The sequence below is a fragment of the Pseudomonas putida genome, assembly GCF_005080685.1.
GTDB lineage: Bacteria > Pseudomonadota > Gammaproteobacteria > Pseudomonadales > Pseudomonadaceae > Aquipseudomonas > Aquipseudomonas putida_V.
In genome coordinates this window covers 1,300,593-1,325,532 of the sequence record NZ_CP039371.1, presented here as the reverse complement: position 1 = coordinate 1,325,532, position 24,940 = coordinate 1,300,593, and the positions used below count along the sequence as shown (strand labels likewise).

The following is a 24,940-nucleotide window of genomic DNA, read 5'->3' as shown; positions in this document are numbered from 1 at the left end:
CGGGGTCAGTAGAAGCACACCCTGCCAAGGACGCCGCGCCCGATGCCCGCCTCTTCCGACCTCGCCAATGCCTGGTTCGCCTCCCGCGACTGGACGCCCTTCGCCTTCCAGCGGCGGGTCTGGGCGGCGGTTGAGCGCGGCGAGTCGGGCCTGCTGCACGCCAGCACCGGCGCCGGCAAGACCTACGCCGTCTGGCTCGCCGCGCTGCGCGCCTTCGCCAGGCAACCGGCTGGGCGCCTGCCGGCACCGTTGCAAGTGCTGTGGATCACCCCGATGCGCGCCTTGGCCGCCGATACCGCCCGTGCGCTGCAGGCTCCGCTGGATGAGCTTGGGCTCGACTGGCGCGTGGGCGTACGCAGTGGCGACACCGGCAGTGCCGAACGCGCACGCCAGGCCCGACGCCTGCCCAGTGCCCTGATCACCACACCGGAAAGCCTGACCTTGCTGATGACCCGCGCGCAGGCCGGCGAAGACTTCGCCAGCCTGCGCCTGGTGGTGGTGGACGAGTGGCACGAGCTGCTGGGCAACAAGCGCGGCGTGCAGTTGCAACTGGCCCTGGCGCGTCTGCGCCGCTGGCACCCGGGACTGGTGGTCTGGGGGTTGTCGGCTACCCTGGGCAATCTGCAGCACGCGCTCGAAGTCCTGGTGCCGGCTGGCGGGCTGCTGGTGCAAGGTCGCCAGGACAAGCGCCTGCTGGTCGACACCTTGCTGCCAAGCGCCATAGAGCGCTTTCCCTGGGCCGGGCACATGGGCCTGAAGATGCTCGCCCAGGTCGCCGCCGAAATCGACACCAGCGCCAGCACACTGGTCTTCACCAATACCCGCGCCCAGGCCGAACTCTGGTACCAGGCCCTGCTCGATACCCGGCCCGACTGGGCCGGCCTGATCGCCTTGCACCATGCCTCGCTGGCCCGCGACACCCGCGACTGGGTCGAACGCAGCCTCAAGCAGGGCACGCTGAAGGCAGTGGTGTGCACCTCCAGCCTCGATCTCGGGGTGGACTTCCTGCCCGTGGAGCGCGTCCTGCAGATCGGCTCGGCCAAGGGTATTGCCCGGCTGATGCAACGCGCCGGCCGCTCGGGCCATGCGCCTGGAAGGCCTTCGCGAATCACTCTGGTGCCGACCCACAGCCTGGAACTGGTCGAGGCGGCCGCTGCGCGCAGCGCCGTGGCTGCCGGCCACATCGAGGCGCGCCGCTCACCACGGCTGAGCATGGACGTGCTGGTGCAACACTTGGTGAGCATGGCTTTGGGCAGTGGTTTCCGCCCGGCCGAACTGCTGCGCGAGGTACGCAGCACCTGGGCCTTTCGCGAGCTGCGCGACAGCCAGTGGCAATGGGCGCTGGACTTCGTCCGCCATGGCGGCAACTCGCTCAGCGCCTACCCCGACTACCAGCGGGTCGAGGCCCACCCCGACGGCATCTGGCGGGTGGCCAACGAGCGCCTGGCGCGGCGCCACCGGATGGGCATCGGCACCATCGTCAGCGACGCCAGCCTGCAGCTCAAGTACTGGAGCAAGGGCGGTGGCGGCAAGCACCTGGGTAGTGTCGAGGAAGCGTTCATCGCCCGTCTGCGTCCAGGCGACACCCTGTTGTTCGCCGGCCGGGTGCTGGAGTTGGTGCGGGTGGAAAACATGACCGCCTACGTGCGCCGCAGCACCTCGCGCAAGGCGGCGGTAGCGCGCTGGAACGGCGGGCGCATGCCGCTCTCCAGCGAACTGGCCGATGCCCTGGTGGCGCAACTCGATGCCGCCGCCCAGGGACGCTACGAAAACCCCGAGCTGCGTGCCGTACGGCCTCTGCTGGCGCTGCAGGCGCAATGGTCGGCGCTACCCACGCAACGGACGCTGTTGGCCGAGACCCTGACAACGCGCCAGGGATCGCACCTGTTCCTCTACCCGTTCGCCGGGCGCATGGCCAACCTGGGCCTGGCCAACCTGATCGCCTGGCGGGTCAGCCGGGTGCAGCCGTTGTCGGTGTCGATCGCCGTCAGCGACTATGGCTTCGAACTGCTCAGCCCCAGCGAAGTCGACTGGGCCCGCTACCTTGCCGACGCCCTGTCGACCGAGCGACTGCTGGAGGACGTGCTGGCCAGCCTCAATGCCGGTGAGATGGCCCTGCGGCGCTTTCGCGAGATCGCGCAGATTTCCGGCCTGGTGTTCGGCGGCTATCCCGCTGCACAGAAGAGCACCCGGCAGATACAGGCTTCCAGCGGATTGTTCTACGAAGTCTTTCGCAAGCACGATGCCGACAACCTGCTGCTCGGCCAGGCGCGGGACGAGGTGCTGCGCGAGGAGTTGGAGATCGAGCGGCTGCAGCGCCATTTGCTGAAAATGAGCGCGTTACACCTGGACCTGCGCCCCCTGTCACGCCCAGGCCCCTTGGCCTTCACCTTGCTGGTCGAAGGCATGCGCGAAACCCTGAGCACCGAGAAACTGGCGGACCGCATTGCGCGCATGGTCGCGGATCTGGAGAAAGTGGCGGGATGAACTACCTGGCGATCGAGCACTGTGGCCAGACGCTCTGGCTGCTGCCGGACAAGGCCCTCTACTGGCCAGCACGCAGAACCTTGCTGGTGGCCGACGTGCATATCGGCAAGGCCGCGAGCTACCGCGCGCTGCACCAACCGGTGCCCAGGGGCACCACCACGGCGACATTGACGCGCCTGGATGCCTTGCTGGCCGCGTTCGAATGCGAGCAATTAATCGTGCTCGGCGACTTCCTCCACGCCCGCCATGCCCACGCCCCCGCCACCCTGACCCGCTTGCGGACCTGGCGGGCGCAGCATGCCGACCTGCACATCGTGCTCATACGCGGCAACCATGACCGCCATGCAGGAGACCCTCCAGCCGACCTGCGTATCGAAATGGTCAACGAGCCCTGGCTGGTCGGGCCGTTCGCCCTGTGCCACGAACCCGAACCGCACCCGACACATGCCGTACTGGCCGGGCACGTGCACCCCGTGTTCATGCTACGCGGGCGCGGTCGACAGCGGCTGCGGCTACCATGCTTCGTGATCGATGCACGGGTCAGCCTGCTGCCGGCCTTTGGCGAGTTCACCGGTGGTTGGAGAGTCGACCCGCTGCCAGGCAACCGGGTGTTCCTGGCAGGGGCGGATCAGGTCTGGGCGCTGCAGGGCTGATCAGGCGACCGGGGCAGGCGGTGGATCGTCGGGCAAGGTTGGCTCGCCGGGTTCCATGGGTGGGTCATCACCCGGCTGGGGGGCCGGCGAAGGGTCGGGATCGGGTTGTCCCGGAATACCGCCTGCGTGCATCGGCAGCGGATGCGCCAGCAAGGTCCAGGCCAGCAGGCCGACCTGGTTGGGCTGCAGAACAGCCAGCTTCGCACTGATTGCGGGATCTAGTTTCATTGGCGACTCCTGACAGGGGCCGATGCGCGTCATGCGCATGCGGCACTGTTCAGAACGTTGGAGTGCCAACGCGGGAAGGAATTCCCCGCGCTCGTCGGCTCAGGTGCGCGGCAGGGTGACGCCGCGCTGGCCCTGGTACTTACCGCCACGGTCCTTGTAGGACACTTCGCATTCTTCATCGGACTCGAGGAAGAGCATCTGCGCCACGCCTTCGTTGGCGTAGATCTTCGCCGGCAGCGTGGTGGTATTGGAGAACTCCAGGGTCACGTGGCCTTCCCACTCCGGCTCGAGTGGCGTGACGTTGACGATGATGCCGCAGCGCGCGTAGGTGCTCTTGCCCAGGCAGATGGTCAGGACGTTGCGCGGAATGCGGAAGTACTCGACGGTGCGCGCCAGGGCGAAGGAGTTCGGCGGGATGATGCAGACGTCGCTCTTGACATCGACGAAGCTGCCGGCGTCGAAGTTCTTCGGGTCGACAGTGGCCGAATTGATGTTGGTGAAGACCTTGAATTCGTCGGCGCAGCGCACGTCGTAGCCATAGCTGGAGACGCCGAAGGAGATGACTCGGCTGTCGTGCTCGCCGCGCACCTGGCGCTCGACGAACGGTTCGATCATGCCGTGTTCCTGCGCCATGCGGCGAATCCACTTGTCCGATTTGATGCTCATGGCGGGGAGTCCTGAAGAGTTGCGGAGAAAAAACCAAGGCGCATCTTACCGGTCCCGGCGCCCAGGTTAAAGTTCCATGCCGCATCCCGCGCGGGACGGGCCTGCAGCGGCCGTCGATCCGAATTACGGTAAAGCGCCTTCTGGGCATTGGCAGGTCGCGGAAAGTGGGTTAAGGTGACGCCACTGTGCTGCACGTGACACCGAGAATCTCTAGTTTGATGCACGATCCTGATCGGCCCATCGCTGAATTTTCTGCTCTCTTTGCGCTCAGTCCCGGGCAGGGTTTTTCCTGACCGTTATCAAATTGTCCAAGGAGACAGAAAAATGTCCAACCGTCAAAACGGTGTTGTTAAGTGGTTCAACGATGAAAAAGGCTACGGCTTCATCACCCCTCAGTCGGGCGACGACCTGTTCGTGCACTTCAAAGCCATCCAAGCTGACGGCTTCAAAACCCTGAAAGAAGGCCAGGCTGTTACTTTCGTCGCTACCCGCGGCCAGAAAGGCATGCAGGCTGAAGAAGTTCAGATCGCCTAAGTCGATCTCGCTTCCTCGCTTTCAAAAAACCCGCCTTCTGGCGGGTTTTTTTATGCCGATCGAAAATTGCGTGGAGATGATCGCCAGCAAGCCGGCGACCACCTCGATGAATCAGTCCTCGCTGATGGTGATGCTCGGCATCGCTGGCGCCGCCGCCTCCTGCAGGACGATCCGCGCACCGACCTGACGTGCCAGCTCCTGGTAGACCATGGCGATCTGGCTCTGCGGCTCGGCGATGGCCGTGGGCTTGCCGCTGTCGGCCTGCTCGCGGATCAGCATCGACAATGGCAGCGAGGCCAGCAGCTCGACGCCATACTGGGCCGCCAGCTTCTCGCCACCGCCTTCGCCGAACAGGTGCTCGGCATGGCCGCAGTTCGAGCAGATGTGCACGGCCATGTTCTCCACCACGCCCAGCACCGGGATATTGACCTTGCGGAACATTTCCACGCCCTTCTTGGCGTCCAGCAATGCCAGGTCCTGCGGGGTGGTGACGATCACCGAACCGGCCACCGGGACCTTCTGCGCGAGGGTCAGCTGGATATCGCCAGTACCCGGCGGCATGTCGATCACCAGGTAATCCAGGTCGTCCCAGGCGGTCTGGGTCACCAACTGCAGCAGCGCACCCGAGACCATCGGACCGCGCCAGACCATCGGTGTGTTGTCATCGGTGAGAAACGCCATCGACATGACTTCCACGCCATGGGCCTTGATCGGCACGAACCACTTCTGTTCGCGTACCTGCGGCCGCGTCCCCTCGGGAATGCCGAACATCACACCCTGGCTGGGGCCGTAGATGTCGGCATCGAGGATACCCACGCGAGCGCCTTCGCGAGCCAGCGCCAGGGCCAGGTTGGCCGCGGTGGTGGACTTGCCGACGCCGCCCTTGCCCGAGGCGACCGCGACGATGTTCTTCACGTTGGCCAGCGCCGGCACCTGGGCCTGGGCCTTGTGCGCGGCGATCACGCAGTCGATCGACACCTCGGCGCTACTGACGCCGTCGAGATTCTCGATGGCGGTACGCAGTACCTGCGCCCAGCCGCCCTTGAACAGGCCGGCGGCATAGCCCAGCTGCAACTGGACCGCGACCTGCCCACCCTGGATGTCGATGGCGCGCACGCACCCGGCGCTGACCGGGTCCTGGTTCAGGTAGGGATCGGTGTACTGGCGAAGCACACCTTCGACGGCGGCACGGGTGACGGCACTCATGGAGACTCCCATTGGCAAACGATTTAGTGAATCAGGCGCCTATCCTAACCCGTCAATCGTCAGCAGATGCGTCCTTGGGGTGAAATATCTTCGCCAGCCCTTTATAGTGGCCGATCAACCTAATTTTTTACCCCGTCGCCAGATAAGTAGCCGAGCCACCATGTCCGAGCCACGTCAGATTCTCGTCACCAGCGCCCTGCCCTATGCCAATGGATCCATCCACCTTGGCCATATGCTCGAGTACATCCAGACGGACATGTGGGTGCGCTTCCAGAAACTGCGCGGCAACCAGTGCATCTACGTCTGCGCCGACGACGCCCACGGCTCGGCCATCATGCTGCGCGCGGAAAAGGAAGGCATCACCCCCGAGCAGCTGATCGCCAATGTCCAGGCCGAACACAGCGGCGACTTCGCCGACTTCCTGGTCGACTTCGACAACTTCCACTCGACCCACTGCGAAGAAAACCGCGAGCTGTCCAACCTCATCTACACCCGCCTGAAAGATGCCGGGTACATCGCCACCCGTTCGGTCACCCAGTACTACGACCCGGAAAAAGGCATGTTCCTGGCCGACCGTTTCATCAAGGGCACCTGCCCCAAGTGCGCGGCCGAAGACCAGTACGGCGACAACTGCGAGAAGTGCGGCGCGACCTATGCACCCACCGAGCTGAAAAACCCCAAGTCGGCGATTTCCGGCGCCACCCCGGTGCTGCGTGATTCCCAGCACTTCTTCTTCAAGCTGCCAGACTTCCAGGCCATGCTGCAGCAGTGGACCCGCAGCGGCACCTTGCAGGACGCCGTGGCCAACAAGTTGGCCGAATGGCTCGACTCCGGCCTGCAGGAATGGGACATCTCCCGTGATGCGCCGTACTTCGGCTTCGAGATCCCCGGCGAGCCTGGCAAGTTCTTCTACGTCTGGCTGGATGCGCCGATCGGCTACATGGCCAGCTTCAAGAACCTCTGTGCGCGCCGCCCGGAACTGGACTTCGACGCCTTCTGGAATGCCGACTCCAAGGCCGAGCTGTACCACTTCATCGGCAAGGACATCGTCAACTTCCACGCCCTGTTCTGGCCAGCCATGCTCGAAGGCGCAGGCTACCGCAAGCCGACCGGCATCAACGTGCATGGCTACCTGACCGTCAACGGCGCCAAGATGTCCAAGTCGCGCGGCACCTTCATCAAGGCCCGCACCTACCTGGACCACCTGCAGCCCGAATACCTGCGCTACTACTACGCCGCCAAACTGGGCCGCGGCGTCGACGACCTCGACCTGAACCTCGAGGACTTCGTGCAGAAGGTCAACTCAGACCTGGTCGGCAAGGTCGTCAACATCGCCAGCCGCTGCGCCGGCTTCGTCCACAAGGGCAATGACGGCGTGCTGGTGGCAGGCGACGCCGCCCCCGAGCTGACCGAGGCATTCCTGGCCGCCGCGCCGTCCATCGCCGAGGCCTACGAGGGCCGCGACTTCGCCCGTGCCATGCGCGAGATCATGGCACTGGCCGACCGCGCCAACGCCTGGATCGCCGACAAGGCGCCATGGTCGCTGGCCAAGCAGGAAGGCAAGCAGGCCGAGGTCCAGGCGATCTGCGCCCAGGGTATCAACCTGTTCCGCCAGCTGGTGATCTTCCTCAAACCGGTGCTGCCGGTACTGGCCGCCGACGCCGAGGCGTTCCTCAATGTCGCGCCGCTGACCTGGACCGATCACCTGGCGCGCCTAGAAAACCACCAGCTGAACGCCTTCAAGCCGCTCATGAGCCGCATCGATCCGGCCAAGGTCGAGGCGATGGTCACCGCCAGCAAGGAAGACCTGGCTGCCACCCAAAGCGCAGTCCCGGCAGGTAACGGCGAGCTGGCCAAGGATCCGCTGTCGGCCGAGATCGAATTCGACACCTTTGCTGCCGTCGACCTGCGCGTAGCGCTGATCGTCAAGGCCGAGGCCGTTGCCGGTGCGGACAAGCTGCTGCAACTGACGCTGGACATCGGTGACGAACGCCGCAACGTGTTCTCCGGCATCAAGTCGGCGTACCCGGACCCTTCCAAGCTGGAAGGCCGCCTGACCATGATGGTTGCCAACCTCAAGCCGCGCAAAATGCGCTTTGGCATTTCCGAGGGCATGGTCATGGCGGCCGGTCCTGGCGGTGAAGAGATCTACCTCCTGAGCCCCGACAGCGGCGCCAAGCCAGGTCAACGTATCAAGTAAGTCCCCAAGCCCCGGCCTCAGCGCCGGGGCTTTTGCATCCGCTGGCGACCTCGGCCGACATGCTGAGCGGATGACGGCTATCGTCATTGCCATGAACGATTCCGTCTTGCTACTGGTCGGCGCCGTGCTGATCAATCTCCTGGCCTCGAACGCCTCAGCGCATCAACGCAAGGCGCTGGGGCCAACCTGCGCACTATTGATCGCGCTTGGAGTCAGCGGTGGCTATCTGCTGGACAGCCGGCTGCTGGCCCCCTGGCAACTGCAAGACCTGCGCCTGTTCGTCTTGCTGCCCTGGCTGGCACTGCTGGCCTGGGCAGTGCCCATGCCCTGGCCAGGCTGGGCTTCGCGCGAGGGCATCTCGGAACGCTAGCACTTCTGGCGGTGAACGTGCTGGTGGCAGGCTTGATCTTGCACCTTGGCGACCGCCACGACAGTTTGCCAGCGGGAATGGCCTGGGGCGTGCTGGGCGGCCTGGGCTTGTGGCTGGCCTGGGAGCTGTTCGACGACCTACGCCAGCGCACACAGCACGACGGTGTGCCAGCCGCTCTGCGCGGCCTGCCCATCGAACTGCTCGGCGCTGGCGTCATGGCCATGGCGTTCAGCGGACTCAACGGGCTGTTCTCACAATGAGCCAGACACAATCCATCGATGCCCAGCGCCTGCGCCAGACCATGGGCCTGGTATTGCTGGCCAGCACCCCCGGCGTGCTGGCCCTGTTGTGGCAATACGGTTGGGGCGTGGTGTTCAATTTGCTGCTGACCACCCTGGCTGCGCTGGCCAGTGAAGCGTTGCTGCTGACCTTGCATAAACGCCCTGTCGGCGCCACCCTCGGCGACGCGAGCGCGCTGGTCACGGCGGTACTGCTGGCCATCGCCCTGCCTCCCGCTGCGCCGTGGTGGCTACCGGTGATTGCTGCATCCGTTGCCATCGGCGTGGGCAAGCAGGCCTTCGGCGGGGTGGGCCGCAACCCCTTCAACCCGGCCATGGTCGGCTATGCCTTCGTGCTGCTGAGCTTTCCGCTGCAAATGAATCACTGGCCAGGACAGTCAGGCGACCTGCTGGGATGGCTGCAAGCGGTGTTCGCTGGCGGCGCGCCAATCGATGCCTGGGCCCAACCCACGGTGCTCGATGGATTGCGTCACAACCGCAGCCTGACCATCGACGAACTGTTCGCAAGCCATCCTGGTTTCGGCGCGGTCGGCGGACGGGGTAGCGAGTGGGTCAACCTGGGTTTTTTGCTCGGAGGGCTGGCGCTGCTGCAACGCAAAGTCATCAGCTGGCATGCTCCCGCAGGGTTGCTTGCGGGCTTGGGGCTGTTCAGCCTGCTGGCGTGGAATGGATCGGGGTCGGACTCCAATGGCTCCCCGCTGCTGCACCTGTTCTCTGGCTCGACGATGCTGGCAGCCTTCTTCATCATCACCGAACCTGTCTCGGCACCCAAGGCTGCGCTGGCCAAGCTGCTGTATGGCTTTGCTGCAGGGCTGCTGATCTATCTGATCCGCACCTGGGGCAGCTACCCCGACGGCACCGCTTTCGCGGTGCTGCTGGTGAACCTCGCGTCTCCCGGCCTTGAACGATTTGCAGCACGCCGCCAGCAGGCCGCGCCATGAGCGCTGGCGTACGCAGCACCCTTGCCGTGATCGTGATCGCGGCGCTGGCACTGTCGGCAACGCTGGCCTGGCGACAGTGGACCGAACAAGCCAGGGCCCATGCCCTGGTACACCTGCAAATCGAGCAGAGACTGGCCGTCCTGCCCGCGCAAAGCTATGACAACCAGCCACTGGACACCCCGCTCGCGCTCCCCGAACCCCAGCTGCCGAACAGCCGGATCCTGGCGGGTTATCTCGCGACCCTGGCGACACAGCCCACGGCGGTGCTGCTGATCAGCCAGACCCAAGGCTACTCCAGCGCCATCACCCTGGGCATCGCGATAAGCCCCGATGGACGCCTATTGGCCAGCCGCGTCATCGAACAGCAGGAAACCCCGGGGCTGGGCGGCCGTCTGGGCGACCCGCAAGTGGGTTGGTTGGCGCAATTTGCCAATCGCCGAGCAACGGACAAGTGGATGCTCAAGCGCGATCACGGTGACTTCGACCAGCTGGTCGGTGCCACGGTCACCTCCCGAGCGGTGATGGAGGCGCTGCAGGAAGCCTTGGGCTACTTCGACCAGCATCGCAACGAGCTCCTCGGAGTACCCGGCCATGAATAGGCTCCACCTGCTGGCCGTGGGCCTCGCACCCTTGCTGGGTGCCACCCAGACCTTCGCTCAAGGCAGCCTGATTGGCCTGTACGCCGTGACCCTTACGGCACTGCATCACGTTTTTCTGACACCGCTACGCAGCCAGTTGAGCGGCCCCGCCTACCGCCTGGCCAGCCTGGTGTTGCTGGCCGCCCTCGGCAGTTGCATGCAATTGGCTCTCGCGGCGTGGGCATTGCCCTTGGCCATCGAGCTTGGGCACTGGCCAGCGCTGTGCGCCGTGCAATGCCTGCTGATCGACCATCTGCTCGGTAAATCACCGGGCTGGCGACCATTGGCCATGTACTTGATCGGCCTGTTCTGCGCCAGTGTGCTGATTGGCGCCTGCCGCCAGGGGCTTGGTCAGTGGACAGGCATGCAATTGGCAAACCTCGCCCCCGGCGCATTGATGGTGCTCGGATTAGTGCTGGCCTTGTACAATCGATTGAAAACGGGCAAAGCCCGACCAAGCCGTGAAGGAAAGCCCTGATTCCATGAATGCCGCCAAACGCCTCGAAATCTTTCGCAGGCTGCACGAAGACAACCCGGACCCGAAGACCGAACTGGCCTATACCACTCCTTTCGAATTGCTGGTTGCCGTGACCCTATCGGCACAATCCACCGACGTCGGCGTGAACAAGGCTACGGCGCGGTTGTTTCCGGTTGCCAATACCCCCGAGGCCATCTATGCGCTGGGCGTCGAGGGCTTGAGCCAGTACATCAAGACCATCGGCCTGTACAACAGCAAGGCGAAGAATGTGATCGAGGCCTGTCGCCTGCTCATCGAGCGTCACGGTGGCCAGGTCCCGCAAACTCGCGAAGCCCTGGAGGCCTTGCCAGGCGTAGGCCGCAAGACCGCCAACGTGGTACTCAACACGGCCTTCCGGCAGCCGACCATGGCCGTGGACACGCATATTTTCAGGGTCAGCAACCGCACCGGTATCGCACCGGGCAAAACGGTGCTGGAGGTCGAACGCAAGCTGGTCAAGTTCGTCCCCAAGGATTACCTGCTCGACGCACACCATTGGCTCATTCTCCACGGCCGCTACGTCTGCCAGGCGCGCAAGCCCCGCTGTGGGAGCTGCCGGATTGAGGATCTGTGCGAATTCAAACACAAGACCTCGGACGATTGAGCCGATAGTAAAAAAGCTGGCACTGCGATTGAAAAAATCTTTTTTACCAAGCTTCGCTTTCTCGTTATAAGGACGGCCAATGGCCCCTTGGCTTGGAGCGACTCATGAGTACCGACAAAGAAGACCTGTCGATCGAAGATGACATTGACACCGTGGAGGACGATGTAGAGCCTCAAGTGGAAACGGCGAAGACCAACCTGAGCAAGCGCCGCACCATCGATAACCTGCTGGAGGAGCGCCGTCTACAGAAGCAGTTGGCCGACTTCGACTACGACCTGTAGTGCCGCTGGAAAGCCGCCGCACGGGGGCTTTCCGGGGTCTGCCTATCACACCAGGCCGTGGCGCTGGGCGAGTTCGATCAGGTCGACCAGTGAGCGGGCGTTGAGCTTCAGCAACAGACGTGTCTTGTAGGTACTGACCGTCTTGTTGCTGAGGAACATGCTTTCGGCAATTTCCTTGTTGGACCGTCCCCTGGCCAGCTGTTGCAGGACTGTCATTTCCCGCGCCGAAAGCCGGTCGACCATTTCCGTTTCGCTGCCACCTCCCAATCGGCCCCGCGACTTGTGCAGGGCCTGATTGGGGAAGTAGCTGTACCCTGACAACACCGCCTTGATCGCGCTGAGCAGCTCGGTGAGTTCCTGTTGCTTGCACACATACCCCGCCGCTCCCGCCTGCATGCAGCGCATCGAAAAATGCCCAGGGGCCTGTGACGTCAATACCAGCACGCGGCTGCGAGGGCTGACACCGGTTACCCGGGTGATGACTTCGAGACCATCGAGCTTGGGTATACCGATGTCGAGCACGACGATGTCCGGCAGATAATCCCGAACCAGTTGCAAGGCAGCTACACCGTTGTCGGTCTCGCCGACGATATCGTAGCCATGCCGCTCCATCAGCATGCGTACGGCCAGGCGTATGACCGGATGATCATCCACAATAAGGACTTTATTCATGCGATATCCATTCAACAATATTTTAGTTTTGAAGCGCCACAATAACCGAGCAAAACCTCGGAGCGCGCAACCATTCCCTGTTTAAACACATGAATAGATAAAACCTACAGCGATCAGCGAAAATTCCTACACGCAATAGTTGCTAATCAACTTAATTTCTAACAGGCGAAACGCTAACAAAGCACCCGCAAGGTGCCCAGTTGCCATTGCAACAGCGACTTGAGAGATTTTTCGCTTTTACGTCGGTATCGAAGTTATCGGGAAAGTGTTCAGCAACAGGAAAGACTTGGCACTTCTCCTGCGTCTGCGTAACCGCTATCGATAGCTGGAAGATCTGACGGAGGCCACGCCATTGGCCCGCTTACAACCTGTCGCGCCACTCACTATCATCGCTATATTCGCCGGCATAGCCGAGGCTTCGGCCCTGGCTACGCTGCCGTTTCTCAGCGAGCACAGCCAAGCGCTGTATACCTGGTTCCTGGTGGGCTTCCCGTTCTTCCTGACGGCGCTGTTCTTCATCACGCTGAACTTCAACTACAAGTCGTTCTACAAGCCCGACCCGCGTCGAGCAGCCGCGCGACGCGCCAATACGACAAGCGAAGCACTCGCCGAGCGGACGGAAAATGCTGGAACTTCAACCGTCACGCTTTCCGGGCCAGCAGCACAACGAATGATCGAGAGCCAGATCCTACACTCCCTGGCGCAAGCCGGATCGGGCGAGTGCCATTGGGTGTTCTATAACCAGGACAAGCGCCAATGCATACGCTTTTCGCTCACCGAACTGCCTGAAGAGGCAGCCACCGACGCACCCTGACCCACCTAGAGAACAGGCACAAAAAGGTTCTTCACGGATTTTCGGGGAGCTGGCTTGGCTTGGCTTGGCTTGGCTTGGCTTGGCATTAGATCGTGAGCTGATCCATTGTGTGTAGCGGCGCTACTGGCCCCTTCCGCCTTTACGGCGGGCTCCTTTGTTCTTGGACAAAGGAGCGCAAAACCGCTCGCTCCTGCATCCGGCCCTCCGCTGCGCTACGGGTCCCCTCGCTACGGCGCCTTCCGGGCCCGCGCGGCCTACGACTTGCTCCGCAAGTCTACATCTCGCGCCTTCGGCTACGCCGAAGGGTGCTGCGCACCTGGCCCTACAGGCGCCTACGCTCGGCCTCCTGACGTCGCGAAGTTAGCGGCGGCGCCTGCAATGGCGTTATCTTCGAAGGAGACACCTCGCTATCCGCTACAACACAAAGCGATAGGTAAACCGCGAGAGCGCAGCGATTCGCCTGCCGTTGCTCTGGCTGTTGATCTTGATCTTGATCTTGCTGTTGATCTTGATCTACCCGCGACCTCAGGAGGCCGAGCGTAGGCGGCTGGAGGGCCAGGTGCGTAGCACCCTTCGGCGTAGCCGAAGGCGCGAGACGTAGACTTGCGCAGCAAGTCGTAGGCCGCGCGGGCCCGCAAGACGCCGTAGCGAGGGGACCCGTAGCGCAGCGGAGGGCCGTATGTGGGAGCAAGCGGTTTTGAGCAACTTTTTCCAAGAAAAAAGTTGCCCGCCGTAAAGGCGGAAGGGGCCGGTAGCGCCGCTACACAAAATGGACCGTTCCCAGTCTCAATGCCAAACCAGCCAGCTCCCCGACAATCCGTGAAGAACCAAAAAAAAACCCCGGCCTGAGCCGGGGTCGATACAACGAGGTTGCCTCAGAGCAGCGAACGGCCCTTGTTGGCTGCAATGCGCATGCGCAGTGCATTGAGCTTGATGAAGCCAGCAGCGTCAGCCTGGTTGTAGGCGCCGCCATCTTCCTCGAAGGTCGCGATGTTGGCATCGAACAGCGAGTCGTCGGACTTGCGACCGACCACGGTGACGTTGCCCTTGTACAGCTTCAGACGCACGACGCCGTTCACGTTGACCTGCGAAGCGTCGATCATCTGCTGCAGCATCACACGCTCCGGGCTCCACCAGTAGCCGGTGTAGATCAGGCTGGCGTACTTGGGCATCAGCTCGTCTTTCAGGTGAGCGACTTCGCGGTCCAGGGTGATCGATTCGATCGCACGGTGGGCCTTGAGCATGATGGTACCGCCCGGGGTCTCGTAGCAGCCGCGGGACTTCATGCCGACATAGCGGTTCTCGACGATGTCCAGGCGGCCGATGCCGTTGGCACCGCCGATGCGGTTCAGGTCGGCCAGCACGGTCGCTGGCGTCTTCTCGACGCCGTCGATGGCGACGATGTCACCGTTGCGGTAGGTCAGCTCGATGTAGGTCGCCTGGTCGGGGGCGTTCTCCGGGGAGACGCTCCAGCGCCACATGTCTTCTTCGTGCTCGGTCCAGGTATCTTCCAGGACACCGCCTTCGTAGGAGATGTGCAGCAGGTTGGCGTCCATCGAGTACGGCGATTTCTTCTTGCCGTGGCGCTCGATCGGGATGCCGTGCTTCTCGGCGTAGTCCATCAGCTTCTCGCGGGACAGCAGGTCCCACTCACGCCATGGGGCGATGACCTTGACGCCTGGCTTGAGTGCATAGGCACCCAGCTCGAAACGCACCTGGTCGTTGCCTTTGCCGGTGGCGCCATGGGAAATGGCATCGGCGCCGGTTTCGTTGGCGATTTCGATCAGGCGCTTGGCGATCAGCGGACGGGCGATGGAAGTACCCAACAGGTACTCGCCTTCGTAGACGGTGTTGGCGCGGAACATCGGGAACACGAAGTCACGCACGAATTCTTCGCGCAGGTCATCGATGTAGATCTCTTTGACGCCCATCGCCTGGGCCTTGGCGCGAGCCGGCTCGACCTCTTCGCCCTGCCCCAGGTCAGCGGTGAAGGTCACCACTTCGCAGTCGTAGGTATCTTGCAGCCACTTGAGAATCACCGAAGTATCAAGGCCGCCGGAATACGCCAATACGACCTTTTTTACGTCCGCCATGCCATCACTCCACGGGGTTGTACGGAAAGGGATCGATTCTACCGGCCTTGCGCAAGAATTTACAGTGGGGCGACAGCTTCTGACGACAAAGCGACAGTATCTGTCGTCAGTGCGACGAGTGGTCGATCAGGACGATTTAGTCGCCGGTGGAGCGCCCTTCGCGTCGGTTGCGGGAGCTTGAGGCGACTGGGGCGCAGGGGCCACTGGCGTCGGGGCTGGATTCTCGACCGGCGCAACGCGGTCCAGCTCGATGTTCACACGGCGGTTGCGCGCTCGGTTGGCGGCACTGTTGTTTTTCACCAGCGGATAGCGCTCGCCATGGAAACGCACGCTGATCTGCTCTTCCGGCACGCCATGGGCCTTGAGGTACTCGGCCACGGCCAGCGCGCGCCGGCGCGAGGTGTCGCGGTTGGTCAGGCGGTTGCCACTGTTGTCGGAATGGCCATTGAGCTCGATGCGATTAACCGATGGGTCGGCCTTCAGGTAGTCGAGGATCACGTCCAGGCGCGCACGGGCCGAGGCATCCAGGTCGATGCCGCCGCCAGGGAAGCCGACCTGGGTCTGGCGGATCTGGTCGAAGTTCATCGGCAGCATCTTGCCGGCGCAGGCCTGGTAGTCGCTGTAGGCCTTGGCGAAGCTCACCGGCAGCACGCGCACCTCCATGGCCCTGCCGCCCTCACCGGTGTAGTTGCGCACCACCGTGCTGCGGCCATCGAGCAAACCATTGATCAAGCGGCTGGCCTGGCCCTGGGACGAGGTGAACAACACACCGGTGCGGGACATGCGCACCGCGCCCAGATTGACATCGCCACGCCCCGGTTGCCAGGGCGCGGCGGCGGCCAGCAGGGTGGCAGACCCGGCGCCCAGCACGTTGCTGTCCGAGCGCAAGCGAAACACCGGTTGCTCGCCTGCCCGACGCACGAATTCGCCACTGCCGAAGCCGTCGATAGGCTGGATCAGACGGCATTCGAACTGGTCGCCCTCGACCTTCCAGGCGACATTCTCCATGCGGGTCTGGAAGGTCAGCGCGCCCGCCGGCAGGCTGGCGAACAAGGTGAACAGGGCTAGGTAACGCTGGCGCACGGGCGGCTCCACATATTTTGACGGCTTACCTGGAGGCTATCGGGCGCTGGAGGGAAAACTTGAAGCCCGTGCTCGCCCCAGGGTTTTCCGGTAGCATTGGGCCTTGAGTTCGACCCGCCTGGAATCCCCAATGTCCGATCGCCTGACCCTCCTGCGTCCCGACGACTGGCACATCCATCTGCGTGATGGTGCCGTCCTGCCTCATACCGTTGCCGATGTGGCGCGCACCTTCGCCCGTGCCATCATCATGCCCAACCTGGTTCCGCCGGTGCGCAATGCCGATGAGGCCAGTGCCTATCGCGAACGCATCCTCAACGCTCGCCCGGCCGGTAGCCGCTTCGAGCCGCTGATGGTGCTGTATCTAACCGACCGCACCAGCCCCGAGGACGTCCGTGCAGCGAAGGCCACTGGCTTCGTGTACGCCGCCAAGCTGTACCCGGCCGGCGCCACCACCAACTCCGATTCCGGCGTCACCAGCATCGACAATATCTTCCCAGCGCTCGAGGCCCTGGCCGAAACCGGCATGCCGCTGTTGGTGCACGGTGAAGTGACGCGCAGCGAGATCGACGTGTTCGACCGCGAGAAGCGTTTCATCGACGAGCACCTGCGCCGTGTGGTCGAACGTTTCCCTACGCTGAAGGTGGTGTTCGAGCACATCACCACCTCCGACGCCGCGCAGTTCGTCAGCGAAGCCCCGGCCAACGTCGGCGCCACCATCACTGCCCAGCACCTGCTGTACAACCGCAACCACATGCTGGTCGGTGGCATTCGCCCGCACTTCTACTGCCTGCCGATCCTCAAGCGCAACACCCACCAGGTGGCGTTGCTGGACGCAGCCACCAGTGGCAACCCGAAGTTCTTCCTCGGCACCGACTCCGCGCCGCACGCGCGTCATGCCAAGGAAAACGCCTGTGGTTGCGCCGGTTGCTACACCGCCTATGCGGCGATCGAGCTGTACGCCGAAGCGTTCGAGCAGCGCAACGCACTGGATAAACTGGAAGGCTTCGCCAGCCTCCACGGCCCGGCCTTCTATGGCCTGCCGGCGAACACCGACACCATCACCCTGGTGCGCGAGGAGTGGACCGCCCCGGATAGCCTGCCGTTCGGCGAGCAGACCGTCGTGCCGCTGCGTGCGGGCGAAAAACTGCACTGGCGCCTGCTGGAGGACAACGCGTGAGCGAAGACCTCTACGAAGACGACCAGGACGTCCAGCCCGGCAGCGGCTCGCGCCATCCAATGGCCGAACGCTTTCGCGGCTACCTGCCCGTGGTGGTGGACGTCGAGACCGGTGGTTTCAACAGCGCCACCGACGCCCTGCTGGAAATCGCCGCCGTGACCATCGGCATGGACGAGAAAGGCTTCCTGTTCCCGGAGCACACCTACTTTTTCCGGGTCGAGCCATTCGAAGGGGCGAATATCGAGCCTGCAGCGCTGGAGTTCACCGGCATCAAGCTGGATCACCCCCTGCGCATGGCGGTGAGCGAGGAAAGCGCCCTGACCGACATCTTCCGTGGCGTGCGCAAGGCGCTCAAAGCCAACGGTTGCAAACGGGCGATCCTGGTCGGCCACAACAGCAGCTTCGACCTTGGCTTCCTCAACGCTGCGGTGGCACGCAACGATCTCAAGCGCAATCCGTTCCACCCGTTCTCCAGCTTCGACACGGCCACCTTGGCCGGCCTCGCCTATGGCCAGACCGTTCTGGCGCGGGCCTGCCAGAGCGCCGACATCGACTTCGACGGGCGTGAAGCACACTCGGCGCGCTACGACACCGAGAAAACCGCCGAGCTGTTCTGCGGCATCGTCAACCGCTGGAAAGAGATGGGCGGTTGGCGCGACTTCAACGACTGATCGCCATCGGACAATCTTGAAGCACAAAAAAACCGGCCACCAGGGCCGGTTTTTTTGTGCTTGGCAATTACAGCTTGCCGGCGTTCTCGCTCAGGTAGGCAGCGACGCCTTCTGGCGAAGCGGTCATGCCCTGGTCGCCTTTCTTCCAGTTGGCAGGGCAGACTTCGCCGTGCTCTTCGTGGAATTGCAGGGCGTCGACCAGACGCAGCAGCTCGTCCATGTTACGGCCCAGTGGCAGGTCGTTGACGATCTGCGAACGGACAACGCCGTTCTTGTCGATCAGGAAAGCGCCACGGAAGGCCACGCCGCCTTCGGACTCGACGTCGTAGGCCTTGCAGATTTCGTGGGAAATGTCGGCAGCCAGGGTGTACTTGACCTGGCCGATGCCGCCACTGTTGACCGGGGTGTTACGCCAGGCGTTGTGGGTGAAGTGCGAGTCGATCGAGACGCCGATCACTTCCACGCCACGAGCGGCGAAGTCAGGAATGCGGTTGTCCAGGGCGATCAGCTCGGACGGGCAGACGAAGGTGAAGTCCAGTGGGTAGAAGAACACCAGGCCGTACTTGCCCTTGATGGCCGAGGCCAGGTTGAAGCTGTCGACGATTTCGCCGTTGCCGAGGACGGCTGGGACGGTGAAGTCGGGGGCTTGTTTGCCAACGAGTACGCTCATTGTAATCTCCTGATGAGGTTGAAGAACCGTTTGCCGGCCAAGCGATGGCCCGACATCCTACAAAGGCCGACCATCATACACGGCTTCTCATGACAGGCCGAATCCAACCGCCGGTCGCTCAAGCGCGGCCCTGCCGCAATGTGCTTTGACAAGCATTCTCATTACCATTACTCTCCAACCCATCGACTCAACCAGCGATGGTCCGACTTTATGTATGTGTGTCTTTGTGTCGGCGTGACCGACGGCCAGATCCGCGACGCGATCTATGAAGGATGCTGCAGTTACAAGGAAGTCCGAGCCGCGACCAATGTCGCCAGCCAGTGTGGCAAATGCGCCTGCCTGGCCAAGCAGGTGGTCCGGGAAACCCTGACCGAGTTGCAGGTGAGTCAACAGGCCGCCCTGCCCTACCCGGTGGAATTTACCGCCGCCTGAATCCATCGATTTCAAAGAACCGGACCCAGTGTCCGGTTTTTTTATGCCCGCAATTCAATAAGTTAGCGTTCCAACGCGGTTCACAAACATTCTTATTCCTATTAATTTTCACTTAGTATTCAAGAACTTAGGTTTGACAGCCCCCGATATCGGGCTCAAACTTCCTGTATTGGCACTCTTCTACAGGGCAGGAACCCGCAATGAAAGGCGACGTAAGCGTCATCCAGCATCTCAACAAGATCCTCGGAAACGAGCTGGTCGCAATCAACCAGTACTTCCTGCACGCCCGCATGTATGAAGATTGGGGCCTGAACAAGCTCGGCAAGCACGAGTACACAGAATCCATCGACGAGATGAAGCACGCTGACAAATTGATCAAGCGTATTCTGTTCCTCGAAGGCATTCCCAACGTTCAGGACCTGGGCAAGCTGCTGATCGGCGAGCACACCAAGGAAATGCTCGAGTGCGACTTGAAGATCGAGCAGAAAGGCCTGGTCGATCTCAAGGCCGCCATCGCCCATTGCGAAACCCTGGGCGACTTCGGTTCGCGTGACCTGCTCGAAGATATCCTCGAGTCCGAGGAAGAGCACATCGACTGGCTGGAAACCCAGCTGGGCCTGATCGACAAGATCGGCATCGAGAACTACCTGCAGTCGCAGATGGGCGAGGAATGATTCGCCACTGCTGATTCTCAGGCATAAAAAAACCCGCTCATGGCGGGTTTTTTATGACCTGAAAATCAGGCTTCGGAAGCCTTGGCCTTGGCGGCCGCTTCCTTGATCAGGGTTTGCAGCTCACCCTTTTCGAACATTTCCAGCATGATGTCGCTGCCGCCGACCAGCTCACCGCCGACCCACAGTTGCGGGAAGGTCGGCCAGTTGGCGTACTTGGGCAGGTTGGCGCGGATTTCCGGGTTCTGCAGGATGTCGACGTAGGCGAACTTCTCGCCACAACCCATCACGGCCTGCGATGCACGCGCAGAGAAGCCGCACTGCGGGGCATTCGGCGAGCCTTTCATGTAAAGCAGAATGGTGTTGTTGGCAATCTGCTCTTTGATCGTTTCGATGATATCCATGTAGCACCTCGGCTGAACTTTCCGACGCAAATGTCGGCACGGTGACGCATTGTAACGGAAACCCGATCAGCATGCTCGGCCTTGCCGCGCTTCAAGCGGCCTCTATCTGCACAGGCACGCCATTGAGCGCGGCGTTGCCTGAGATCGGGTCGCGCAGGCGCTCGTCAGTGAGGTCATTGGCGCTCACGCCGGCCTGCGCCTGCGCGACTCGCAGGTGCACGCCAAGGCGAGCATGGCCGAAGCCATGGGGCAGGCTGACCACGCCGGGCATCATGTCCTCGCAGGCCTGCACCTCGACCTCCAGGATGCCGGTGCGCGAACTTATCCGCACCCGTTGGCCATCTTGCAAGTGCCGCTGTCGCAGGTCTTGCGGGTGCATCAACAGTTGATGGCGTGGCTTGCCTTTGACCAGGCGATGAAAGTTGTGCATCCACGAATTGTTGCTGCGCACATGACGCCGGCCAATCAACAACAACTCGCCAGGCGCAGGCGGCGCCTGCCGAGCCAGCCGCTGCAGGTCATCGAGCAGCAACTGCGGCGCGACCTCGACGGCATTGCTGGCGGTAGCCAGGCGTCTGCCGAGATTGGCGCGCAACGGGCCAAGGTCCAGGCCATGGGGGTGTTGCTCCAGGGTTGCCAATGAAAGGTTCCAGTCCGAGGCCTCGCCGTAGCGCCCGCTGCGAAGGGCGTGGTCGATCATGCGCGAGGGCGCCAGGGTGGGCCTGAGTTCGACCCCGGCTCGCCTGGCGAACGCCTGGGCCAGACCAACGAAGATCTCCCAGTCGTGCAACGCCCCTTCCGGCTTGGCCAGGATCGCCCGGTTGAACCGGGTCACGTTGCGCACCGCGAGCAAATTGAAGGTGCTGTCGTAATGGTCGTTCTCCAGTGCCGAAGTGGATGGAAGGATCAGGTCGGCATGGCGAGTGGTCTCGTTGATATAGAGGTCGATGCTGAGCATGAAGTCCAGATCCGCCAGCGCCTGGTCCAATTGCCGGCCGTTGGGGGTGGACAGCACCGGGTTGCCCGCCACGGTGACCAGGGCGCGCACCTGGCCCTCGCCAGGCGTCAGTATCTCCTCGGCCAAGGCTGCCACCGGCAATTCGCCGCCGTATTCGGGCAGGCCCGAGACCCGGCTCTGCCAGGCATTGAAGTGGCCGCCCGCAGTGCTCGCCACCAGGTCCACGGCAGGCTCCGTGCACAGCGCCCCGCCTTCGCGGTCGAGGTTGCCGCTGACCAGGTTGATGACTTGCACCAGCCAGTGGCACAAGGTGCCGAAGACCTGGGTCGAGACGCCCATGCGGCCATAGCAGACCGCCTTGTCGGCTGCAGCGAAATCCCGGGCCAACTGGCGGATTTGCGCGGCGCCGATGCCACAGTGCGCGCTCATGGCCTCGGCGCTGAACGGCGCGATCGCCTCGCGCAGCTGTTGCAACCCATTGACCGGCAGATGCGAGCCGCGCGCCAGCCCTTCGGTGAACAGGGTATTGAGCAGTGCGCAGAGCAATGCGGCATCGCCGCCTGGGCGCACGAACAGATGCTGGTCGGCCATCGCCGCCGTTTCGCTGCGCCGCGGATCAACCACCACCAGCCGCCCACCGCGTGCGCGCAGGGCCTTCAGGCGCTTCTCGACGTCCGGCACGGTCATGATGCTGCCATTGGAAGCCAACGGATTGCCACCGAGGATGAGCATGAAGTCGGTATGGTCGATATCGGGAATCGGCAGCAGCAGGCCGTGGCCGTACAGCAGGTGGCTGGTCAGGTGCTGGGGCAACTGGTCGACCGAGGTGGCGGAGAAGCGGTTGCGGGTCTTGAGCAACCCCAGAAAGTAGTTGCTGTGGGTCATCAGGCCATAGTTGTGCACGCTGGGATTGCCCTGGTACACCGCCACGGCGTTGCGCCCATGGGCCTGCTGGACCGCCCAGAGCCGGTCGGCCGCCAGGGCGAACGCCTCTTCCCAATCGATAGCCTGCCACTGCTCGCCCACGCGCTTGTGGGGCTGGCGCAGGCGGTCCGGATCGTCCTGGATATCCTGCAGGGCCACAGCCTTGGGGCAGACATGGCCACGGCTGAACGGGTCCAGCGGATCGCCCTTGATCGACAAAATCCGTGACCGTCCGTCGTCGTCCCGGCCGACCTCGATGCTCAACCCGCAGATCGCTTCGCATAGGTGGCAGGCACGGTGATGCAGGGTCTTGGTCATGGCCGCCTCGCCCTCTTGTTAGGTCAGCCCAGACTATGCGCCCTGCCCCCAGTGCCTGCCAGCGTGCTTCGCGGCGTGAATCGCGCGACATCAGCCTGGCCATGGGCGACCCCCGATTTGCCAAATCGCCGGCAAGCCGTGTACAACCGCTGTAGCAAATAAAGAACAGCAGCGAAGTTCGGGGCAACGACACCCTTTGCAACAGTGACGCTGTTTCTCCCCTTGGTTTCAGGCGACATTTAATTATAGTATTGCGCCTTTCCCTATTTCGTCCGCCCCGTGCGGCTTACGCCGCAGGTCACTCCCGTTGTCAAAAAAAACCATACGGTCGACCTGCATACCGTTGCAGATAAGGTAGTCAAACATGAGCGCTAGGCACTTTCTCTCCCTGATGGATTTCACCGCTGACGAATTGCTCGCCGTGGTCCGTCGAGGCATCGAGCTGAAGGACCTGCGTAACCGCGGCGTACTGTTCGAACCGCTGAAAAACCGCGTGCTCGGCATGATCTTCGAGAAGTCCTCGACCCGCACCCGCCTGTCGTTCGAGGCCGGCATGATCCAGCTCGGCGGCCAGGCGATCTTCCTTTCGCCACGCGACACCCAACTGGGTCGCGGCGAACCGATCAGCGACAGCGCCATCGTCATGTCGCGCATGCTCGATGCCGTGATGATCCGCACCCATGCCCACGGCACCCTGACCGAGTTCGCCGCCAACGCTCGCGTGCCGGTGATCAACGGCCTGTCGGACGAGTCGCACCCGTGCCAGTTGCTGGCCGACATGCAGACCTTCCTCGAGCATCGTGGCGCCATCCAGGGCAAGACCGTGGCCTGGGTCGGCGACGGCTTCAACATGTGCAACTCGTACATCGAGGCAGCCGTGCAGTTCGATTTCCAACTGCGCATCGCCTGCCCCGAAGGCTACGAGCCCGATCCACGCTTCCTGGCCCTGGGCGGCGAGCGCGTGCAGATCGTCCGTGACCCGCGTGAAGCCGTGAAAGGTGCGCACCTGGTGACCACCGACGTCTGGACTTCCATGGGCCAGGAGGAGGAAACTGCACGGCGCCTGGCGCATTTCGCGCCTTACCAGGTCACCCGCGAACTGCTCGACCTGGCGGCACCCGACGCCCTGTTCATGCACTGCCTGCCCGCCCACCGTGGCGAGGAAATCAGCCAGGACCTGCTCGACGACCCTCGTTCGGTCGCTTGGGACCAAGCTGAAAACCGCCTGCATGCGCAGAAGGCCCTTCTCGAATTCCTTGTCGAACCGGCTTACCACCACGCATGAGTCAACCCCTACTGCTAAACCTGCGCGACCTCGCCTGTGGCTATGGCGACCAGCGCATCGTTCAGAACCTCAACCTGCACCTGAACGCAGGCGACATCGGTTGCCTGCTCGGCTCATCGGGCTGCGGCAAGACCACCACCTTGCGCGCCATCGCCGGCTTCGAACCGGTGCATGAGGGTGAAATCCAGCTGGCCGGCGAAGTCATTTCCCGGGCAGGCTTCACCCTGGCACCGGAAAAACGTCGCATCGGCATGGTGTTCCAGGACTACGCGCTGTTCCCCCACCTCACCGTGGCGCAGAACATCGCCTTCGGCATTGCCAAGCACCCCAACCAGGCGGCAGTCATCCAGGAGATGCTGGACCTGGTCAAGCTTGGCGGCCTGGGCGGGCGTTACCCACACGAATTGTCCGGCGGGCAGCAGCAGCGGGTAGCCCTGGCCCGGGCACTGGCCCCGGAACCGCAACTGCTATTGCTCGACGAGCCGTTTTCCAACCTCGATGTGGAATTGCGCCGGCGCCTGAGCCATGAGGTTCGCGACATTCTCAAGAGCCGTGGTACCAGCGCGATCCTGGTCACCCATGACCAGGAAGAAGCGTTTGCCGTCAGCGACCATGTGGGTGTGTTCAAGGAAGGTCGCCTGGAGCAGTGGGATACCCCCTACAACCTGTATCACGAGCCGCAGACCCCCTTCGTCGCCAGTTTCGTCGGCCAGGGATACTTCATTCGCGGCCAGATGAGCAGCCATGATGCCGTCACCACCGAACTCGGCGAACTGCGCGGCAATCGTGCCTACGGCATGGCGCTGGGCAGCTCGGTGGACGTGCTGTTGCGCCCGGACGATATCGTGCATGCGCCCGACAGCAGCCTGCGCGCCAGCGTCATCGGCAAGAGCTTCCTCGGTGCCTCGACCTTGTACCGCCTGCAACTGCCGACCGGTAGCCAGCTCGAGGCGATCTTCCCGAGCCACATCGATCACCAGGTGGGTGAGGAAGTGGGCATCGATGTCGCGGCCGATCACTTGGTGCTGTTCGCGGCGCCTGGTAGCGTCGCGGCGCAACTGCCACGCCAGGAGAACGGCGTGCGTCGATACAGTTCGGCGACCTAACACCAACGCCTTCGTGGGCCGCGTTGCGGCCCATCGTC

General features: G+C 62.9%; 27 protein-coding genes. 18 read left to right on the top strand and 9 right to left on the bottom strand.

The genetic code is table 11. The features are described 5' to 3' along the window. Positions 1-42 precede the first annotated feature (42 nt). Entirely contained in the window at positions 43-2,487 is a 2,445-nt protein-coding gene (locus E6B08_RS06400; protein ID WP_136913255.1) for a ligase-associated DNA damage response DEXH box helicase, read from the top strand. After that, entirely contained in the window at positions 2,484-3,140 is a 657-nt protein-coding gene (gene pdeM / locus E6B08_RS06395; RefSeq protein ID WP_136913254.1) for a ligase-associated DNA damage response endonuclease PdeM, read from the top strand. The genes E6B08_RS06400 and pdeM overlap by 4 nt, the downstream gene beginning before the upstream one ends. Here pdeM and E6B08_RS06390 read toward each other — a convergent pair whose 3' ends face one another. Both E6B08_RS06390 and dcd read right to left on the bottom strand, forming a co-directional pair. Then, positions 3,141-3,368: a hypothetical protein gene (locus E6B08_RS06390; protein WP_136913253.1), complete on the bottom strand. Its 228-nt coding sequence runs from the start codon at positions 3,366-3,368 to the stop codon at positions 3,141-3,143. It abuts the gene before it with no gap. A gap of 99 nt (positions 3,369-3,467) precedes the next feature. Further along, a complete protein-coding gene (dcd, locus tag E6B08_RS06385; RefSeq protein ID WP_012313046.1) occupies positions 3,468-4,034 on the bottom strand; it encodes a dCTP deaminase in 567 nt (188 codons plus the stop codon). Between the two features lie 324 nt (positions 4,035-4,358). Between dcd and E6B08_RS06380 the strand changes: the two genes are divergently transcribed. Then, positions 4,359-4,568: a cold-shock protein gene (locus E6B08_RS06380; protein WP_027594207.1), complete on the top strand. Its 210-nt coding sequence runs from the start codon at positions 4,359-4,361 to the stop codon at positions 4,566-4,568. Between the two features lie 111 nt (positions 4,569-4,679). Here the strand turns inward: E6B08_RS06380 and apbC are convergent, their stop codons facing one another. Beyond that, positions 4,680-5,774 (bottom strand): iron-sulfur cluster carrier protein ApbC, encoded by a 1,095-nt coding sequence (gene apbC / locus E6B08_RS06375; protein WP_136913252.1) that lies wholly within the window; start codon positions 5,772-5,774, stop codon positions 4,680-4,682. Between the two features lie 160 nt (positions 5,775-5,934). Here apbC and metG point away from each other — a divergent pair, with 160 nt between their 5' ends. The 8 genes from metG to E6B08_RS30780 all read left to right on the top strand — a co-directional run bounded on the left by metG (position 5,935) and on the right by E6B08_RS30780 (position 11,624). Continuing rightward, positions 5,935-7,974 carry a methionine--tRNA ligase gene (gene metG / locus E6B08_RS06370; protein ID WP_136913251.1) on the top strand — a complete coding sequence of 680 codons (2,040 nt, stop codon included), beginning with the start codon at positions 5,935-5,937 and terminating at the stop codon, positions 7,972-7,974. Between the two features lie 91 nt (positions 7,975-8,065). Further along, positions 8,066-8,344: a hypothetical protein gene (locus tag E6B08_RS31060; RefSeq protein WP_238349289.1), complete on the top strand. Its 279-nt coding sequence runs from the start codon at positions 8,066-8,068 to the stop codon at positions 8,342-8,344. 32 nt (positions 8,345-8,376) lie between these two features. Beyond that, complete coding sequence (locus E6B08_RS31055) at positions 8,377-8,604, top strand: hypothetical protein (RefSeq protein WP_238349288.1); 228 nt, start codon at positions 8,377-8,379, stop codon at positions 8,602-8,604. Then, a complete protein-coding gene (locus tag E6B08_RS06360; protein WP_136913250.1) occupies positions 8,601-9,584 on the top strand; it encodes an RnfABCDGE type electron transport complex subunit D in 984 nt (327 codons plus the stop codon). Before E6B08_RS31055 ends, E6B08_RS06360 begins: the two co-directional genes overlap by 4 nt. After that, the gene (locus tag E6B08_RS06355) at positions 9,581-10,183 is read left to right on the top strand and encodes an RnfABCDGE type electron transport complex subunit G (RefSeq protein WP_136913249.1); all 603 of its coding nucleotides are present in this window, start codon (positions 9,581-9,583) and stop codon (positions 10,181-10,183) included. The genes E6B08_RS06360 and E6B08_RS06355 overlap by 4 nt, the downstream gene beginning before the upstream one ends. Further along, positions 10,176-10,700 (top strand): Rnf-Nqr domain containing protein, encoded by a 525-nt coding sequence (locus tag E6B08_RS06350; RefSeq protein ID WP_136913248.1) that lies wholly within the window; start codon positions 10,176-10,178, stop codon positions 10,698-10,700. Before E6B08_RS06355 ends, E6B08_RS06350 begins: the two co-directional genes overlap by 8 nt. A gap of 4 nt (positions 10,701-10,704) precedes the next feature. Then, the gene (gene nth / locus E6B08_RS06345) at positions 10,705-11,343 is read left to right on the top strand and encodes an endonuclease III (RefSeq protein ID WP_136913247.1); all 639 of its coding nucleotides are present in this window, start codon (positions 10,705-10,707) and stop codon (positions 11,341-11,343) included. 104 nt (positions 11,344-11,447) lie between these two features. Then, positions 11,448-11,624: a PA3496 family putative envelope integrity protein gene (locus E6B08_RS30780; RefSeq protein WP_192938624.1), complete on the top strand. Its 177-nt coding sequence runs from the start codon at positions 11,448-11,450 to the stop codon at positions 11,622-11,624. Positions 11,625-11,669: 45 nt separating this feature from the next. On the opposite strand, the gene E6B08_RS06340 is transcribed toward E6B08_RS30780, so the two are convergent. Then, positions 11,670-12,296: a response regulator transcription factor gene (locus tag E6B08_RS06340; protein WP_136913246.1), complete on the bottom strand. Its 627-nt coding sequence runs from the start codon at positions 12,294-12,296 to the stop codon at positions 11,670-11,672. Between the two features lie 352 nt (positions 12,297-12,648). Here E6B08_RS06340 and E6B08_RS06335 point away from each other — a divergent pair, with 352 nt between their 5' ends. Further along, complete coding sequence (locus E6B08_RS06335) at positions 12,649-13,110, top strand: hypothetical protein (RefSeq protein WP_136913245.1); 462 nt, start codon at positions 12,649-12,651, stop codon at positions 13,108-13,110. An 875-nt stretch (positions 13,111-13,985) separates the two neighbouring features. On the opposite strand, the gene E6B08_RS06330 is transcribed toward E6B08_RS06335, so the two are convergent. Further along, positions 13,986-15,203, bottom strand: a complete 1,218-nt coding sequence (locus E6B08_RS06330) for an argininosuccinate synthase (RefSeq protein WP_133331831.1) — start codon at positions 15,201-15,203, stop codon at positions 13,986-13,988. A gap of 126 nt (positions 15,204-15,329) precedes the next feature. Then, a complete protein-coding gene (locus E6B08_RS06325; RefSeq protein WP_136913244.1) occupies positions 15,330-16,286 on the bottom strand; it encodes a flagellar protein MotY in 957 nt (318 codons plus the stop codon). A 130-nt stretch (positions 16,287-16,416) separates the two neighbouring features. Here E6B08_RS06325 and pyrC point away from each other — a divergent pair, with 130 nt between their 5' ends. Both pyrC and rnt read left to right on the top strand, forming a co-directional pair. Next, positions 16,417-17,463: a dihydroorotase gene (pyrC, locus tag E6B08_RS06320; protein WP_136913243.1), complete on the top strand. Its 1,047-nt coding sequence runs from the start codon at positions 16,417-16,419 to the stop codon at positions 17,461-17,463. 59 nt (positions 17,464-17,522) lie between these two features. Beyond that, positions 17,523-18,134, top strand: coding sequence for a ribonuclease T (gene rnt / locus E6B08_RS06315; protein ID WP_236409926.1), 612 nt, complete (start codon positions 17,523-17,525; stop codon positions 18,132-18,134). Positions 18,135-18,201: 67 nt separating this feature from the next. Here the strand turns inward: rnt and E6B08_RS06310 are convergent, their stop codons facing one another. Continuing rightward, positions 18,202-18,804, bottom strand: a complete 603-nt coding sequence (locus E6B08_RS06310; protein WP_136913241.1) for a peroxiredoxin — start codon at positions 18,802-18,804, stop codon at positions 18,202-18,204. 210 nt (positions 18,805-19,014) lie between these two features. Here E6B08_RS06310 and E6B08_RS06305 point away from each other — a divergent pair, with 210 nt between their 5' ends. Further along, positions 19,015-19,236 carry a bacterioferritin-associated ferredoxin gene (locus E6B08_RS06305; protein ID WP_136913240.1) on the top strand — a complete coding sequence of 74 codons (222 nt, stop codon included), beginning with the start codon at positions 19,015-19,017 and terminating at the stop codon, positions 19,234-19,236. 200 nt (positions 19,237-19,436) lie between these two features. After that, positions 19,437-19,910, top strand: a complete 474-nt coding sequence (gene bfr, locus E6B08_RS06300) for a bacterioferritin (protein ID WP_136913239.1) — start codon at positions 19,437-19,439, stop codon at positions 19,908-19,910. A gap of 65 nt (positions 19,911-19,975) precedes the next feature. Here bfr and grxD read toward each other — a convergent pair whose 3' ends face one another. Next, positions 19,976-20,311, bottom strand: a complete 336-nt coding sequence (gene grxD, locus E6B08_RS06295) for a Grx4 family monothiol glutaredoxin (protein ID WP_136913238.1) — start codon at positions 20,309-20,311, stop codon at positions 19,976-19,978. A gap of 91 nt (positions 20,312-20,402) precedes the next feature. Then, the gene (locus tag E6B08_RS06290; protein WP_136913237.1) at positions 20,403-22,511 is read right to left on the bottom strand and encodes a molybdopterin oxidoreductase family protein; all 2,109 of its coding nucleotides are present in this window, start codon (positions 22,509-22,511) and stop codon (positions 20,403-20,405) included. Positions 22,512-22,875: 364 nt separating this feature from the next. On the opposite strand from E6B08_RS06290, the gene argF reads away from it, so the two are divergent. Both argF and E6B08_RS06280 read left to right on the top strand, forming a co-directional pair. After that, the gene (gene argF / locus E6B08_RS06285) at positions 22,876-23,796 is read left to right on the top strand and encodes an ornithine carbamoyltransferase (protein ID WP_136913236.1); all 921 of its coding nucleotides are present in this window, start codon (positions 22,876-22,878) and stop codon (positions 23,794-23,796) included. After that, entirely contained in the window at positions 23,793-24,902 is a 1,110-nt protein-coding gene (locus tag E6B08_RS06280) for an ABC transporter ATP-binding protein (RefSeq protein WP_136913235.1), read from the top strand. The genes argF and E6B08_RS06280 overlap by 4 nt, the downstream gene beginning before the upstream one ends. Positions 24,903-24,940: the final 38 nt, after the last annotated feature.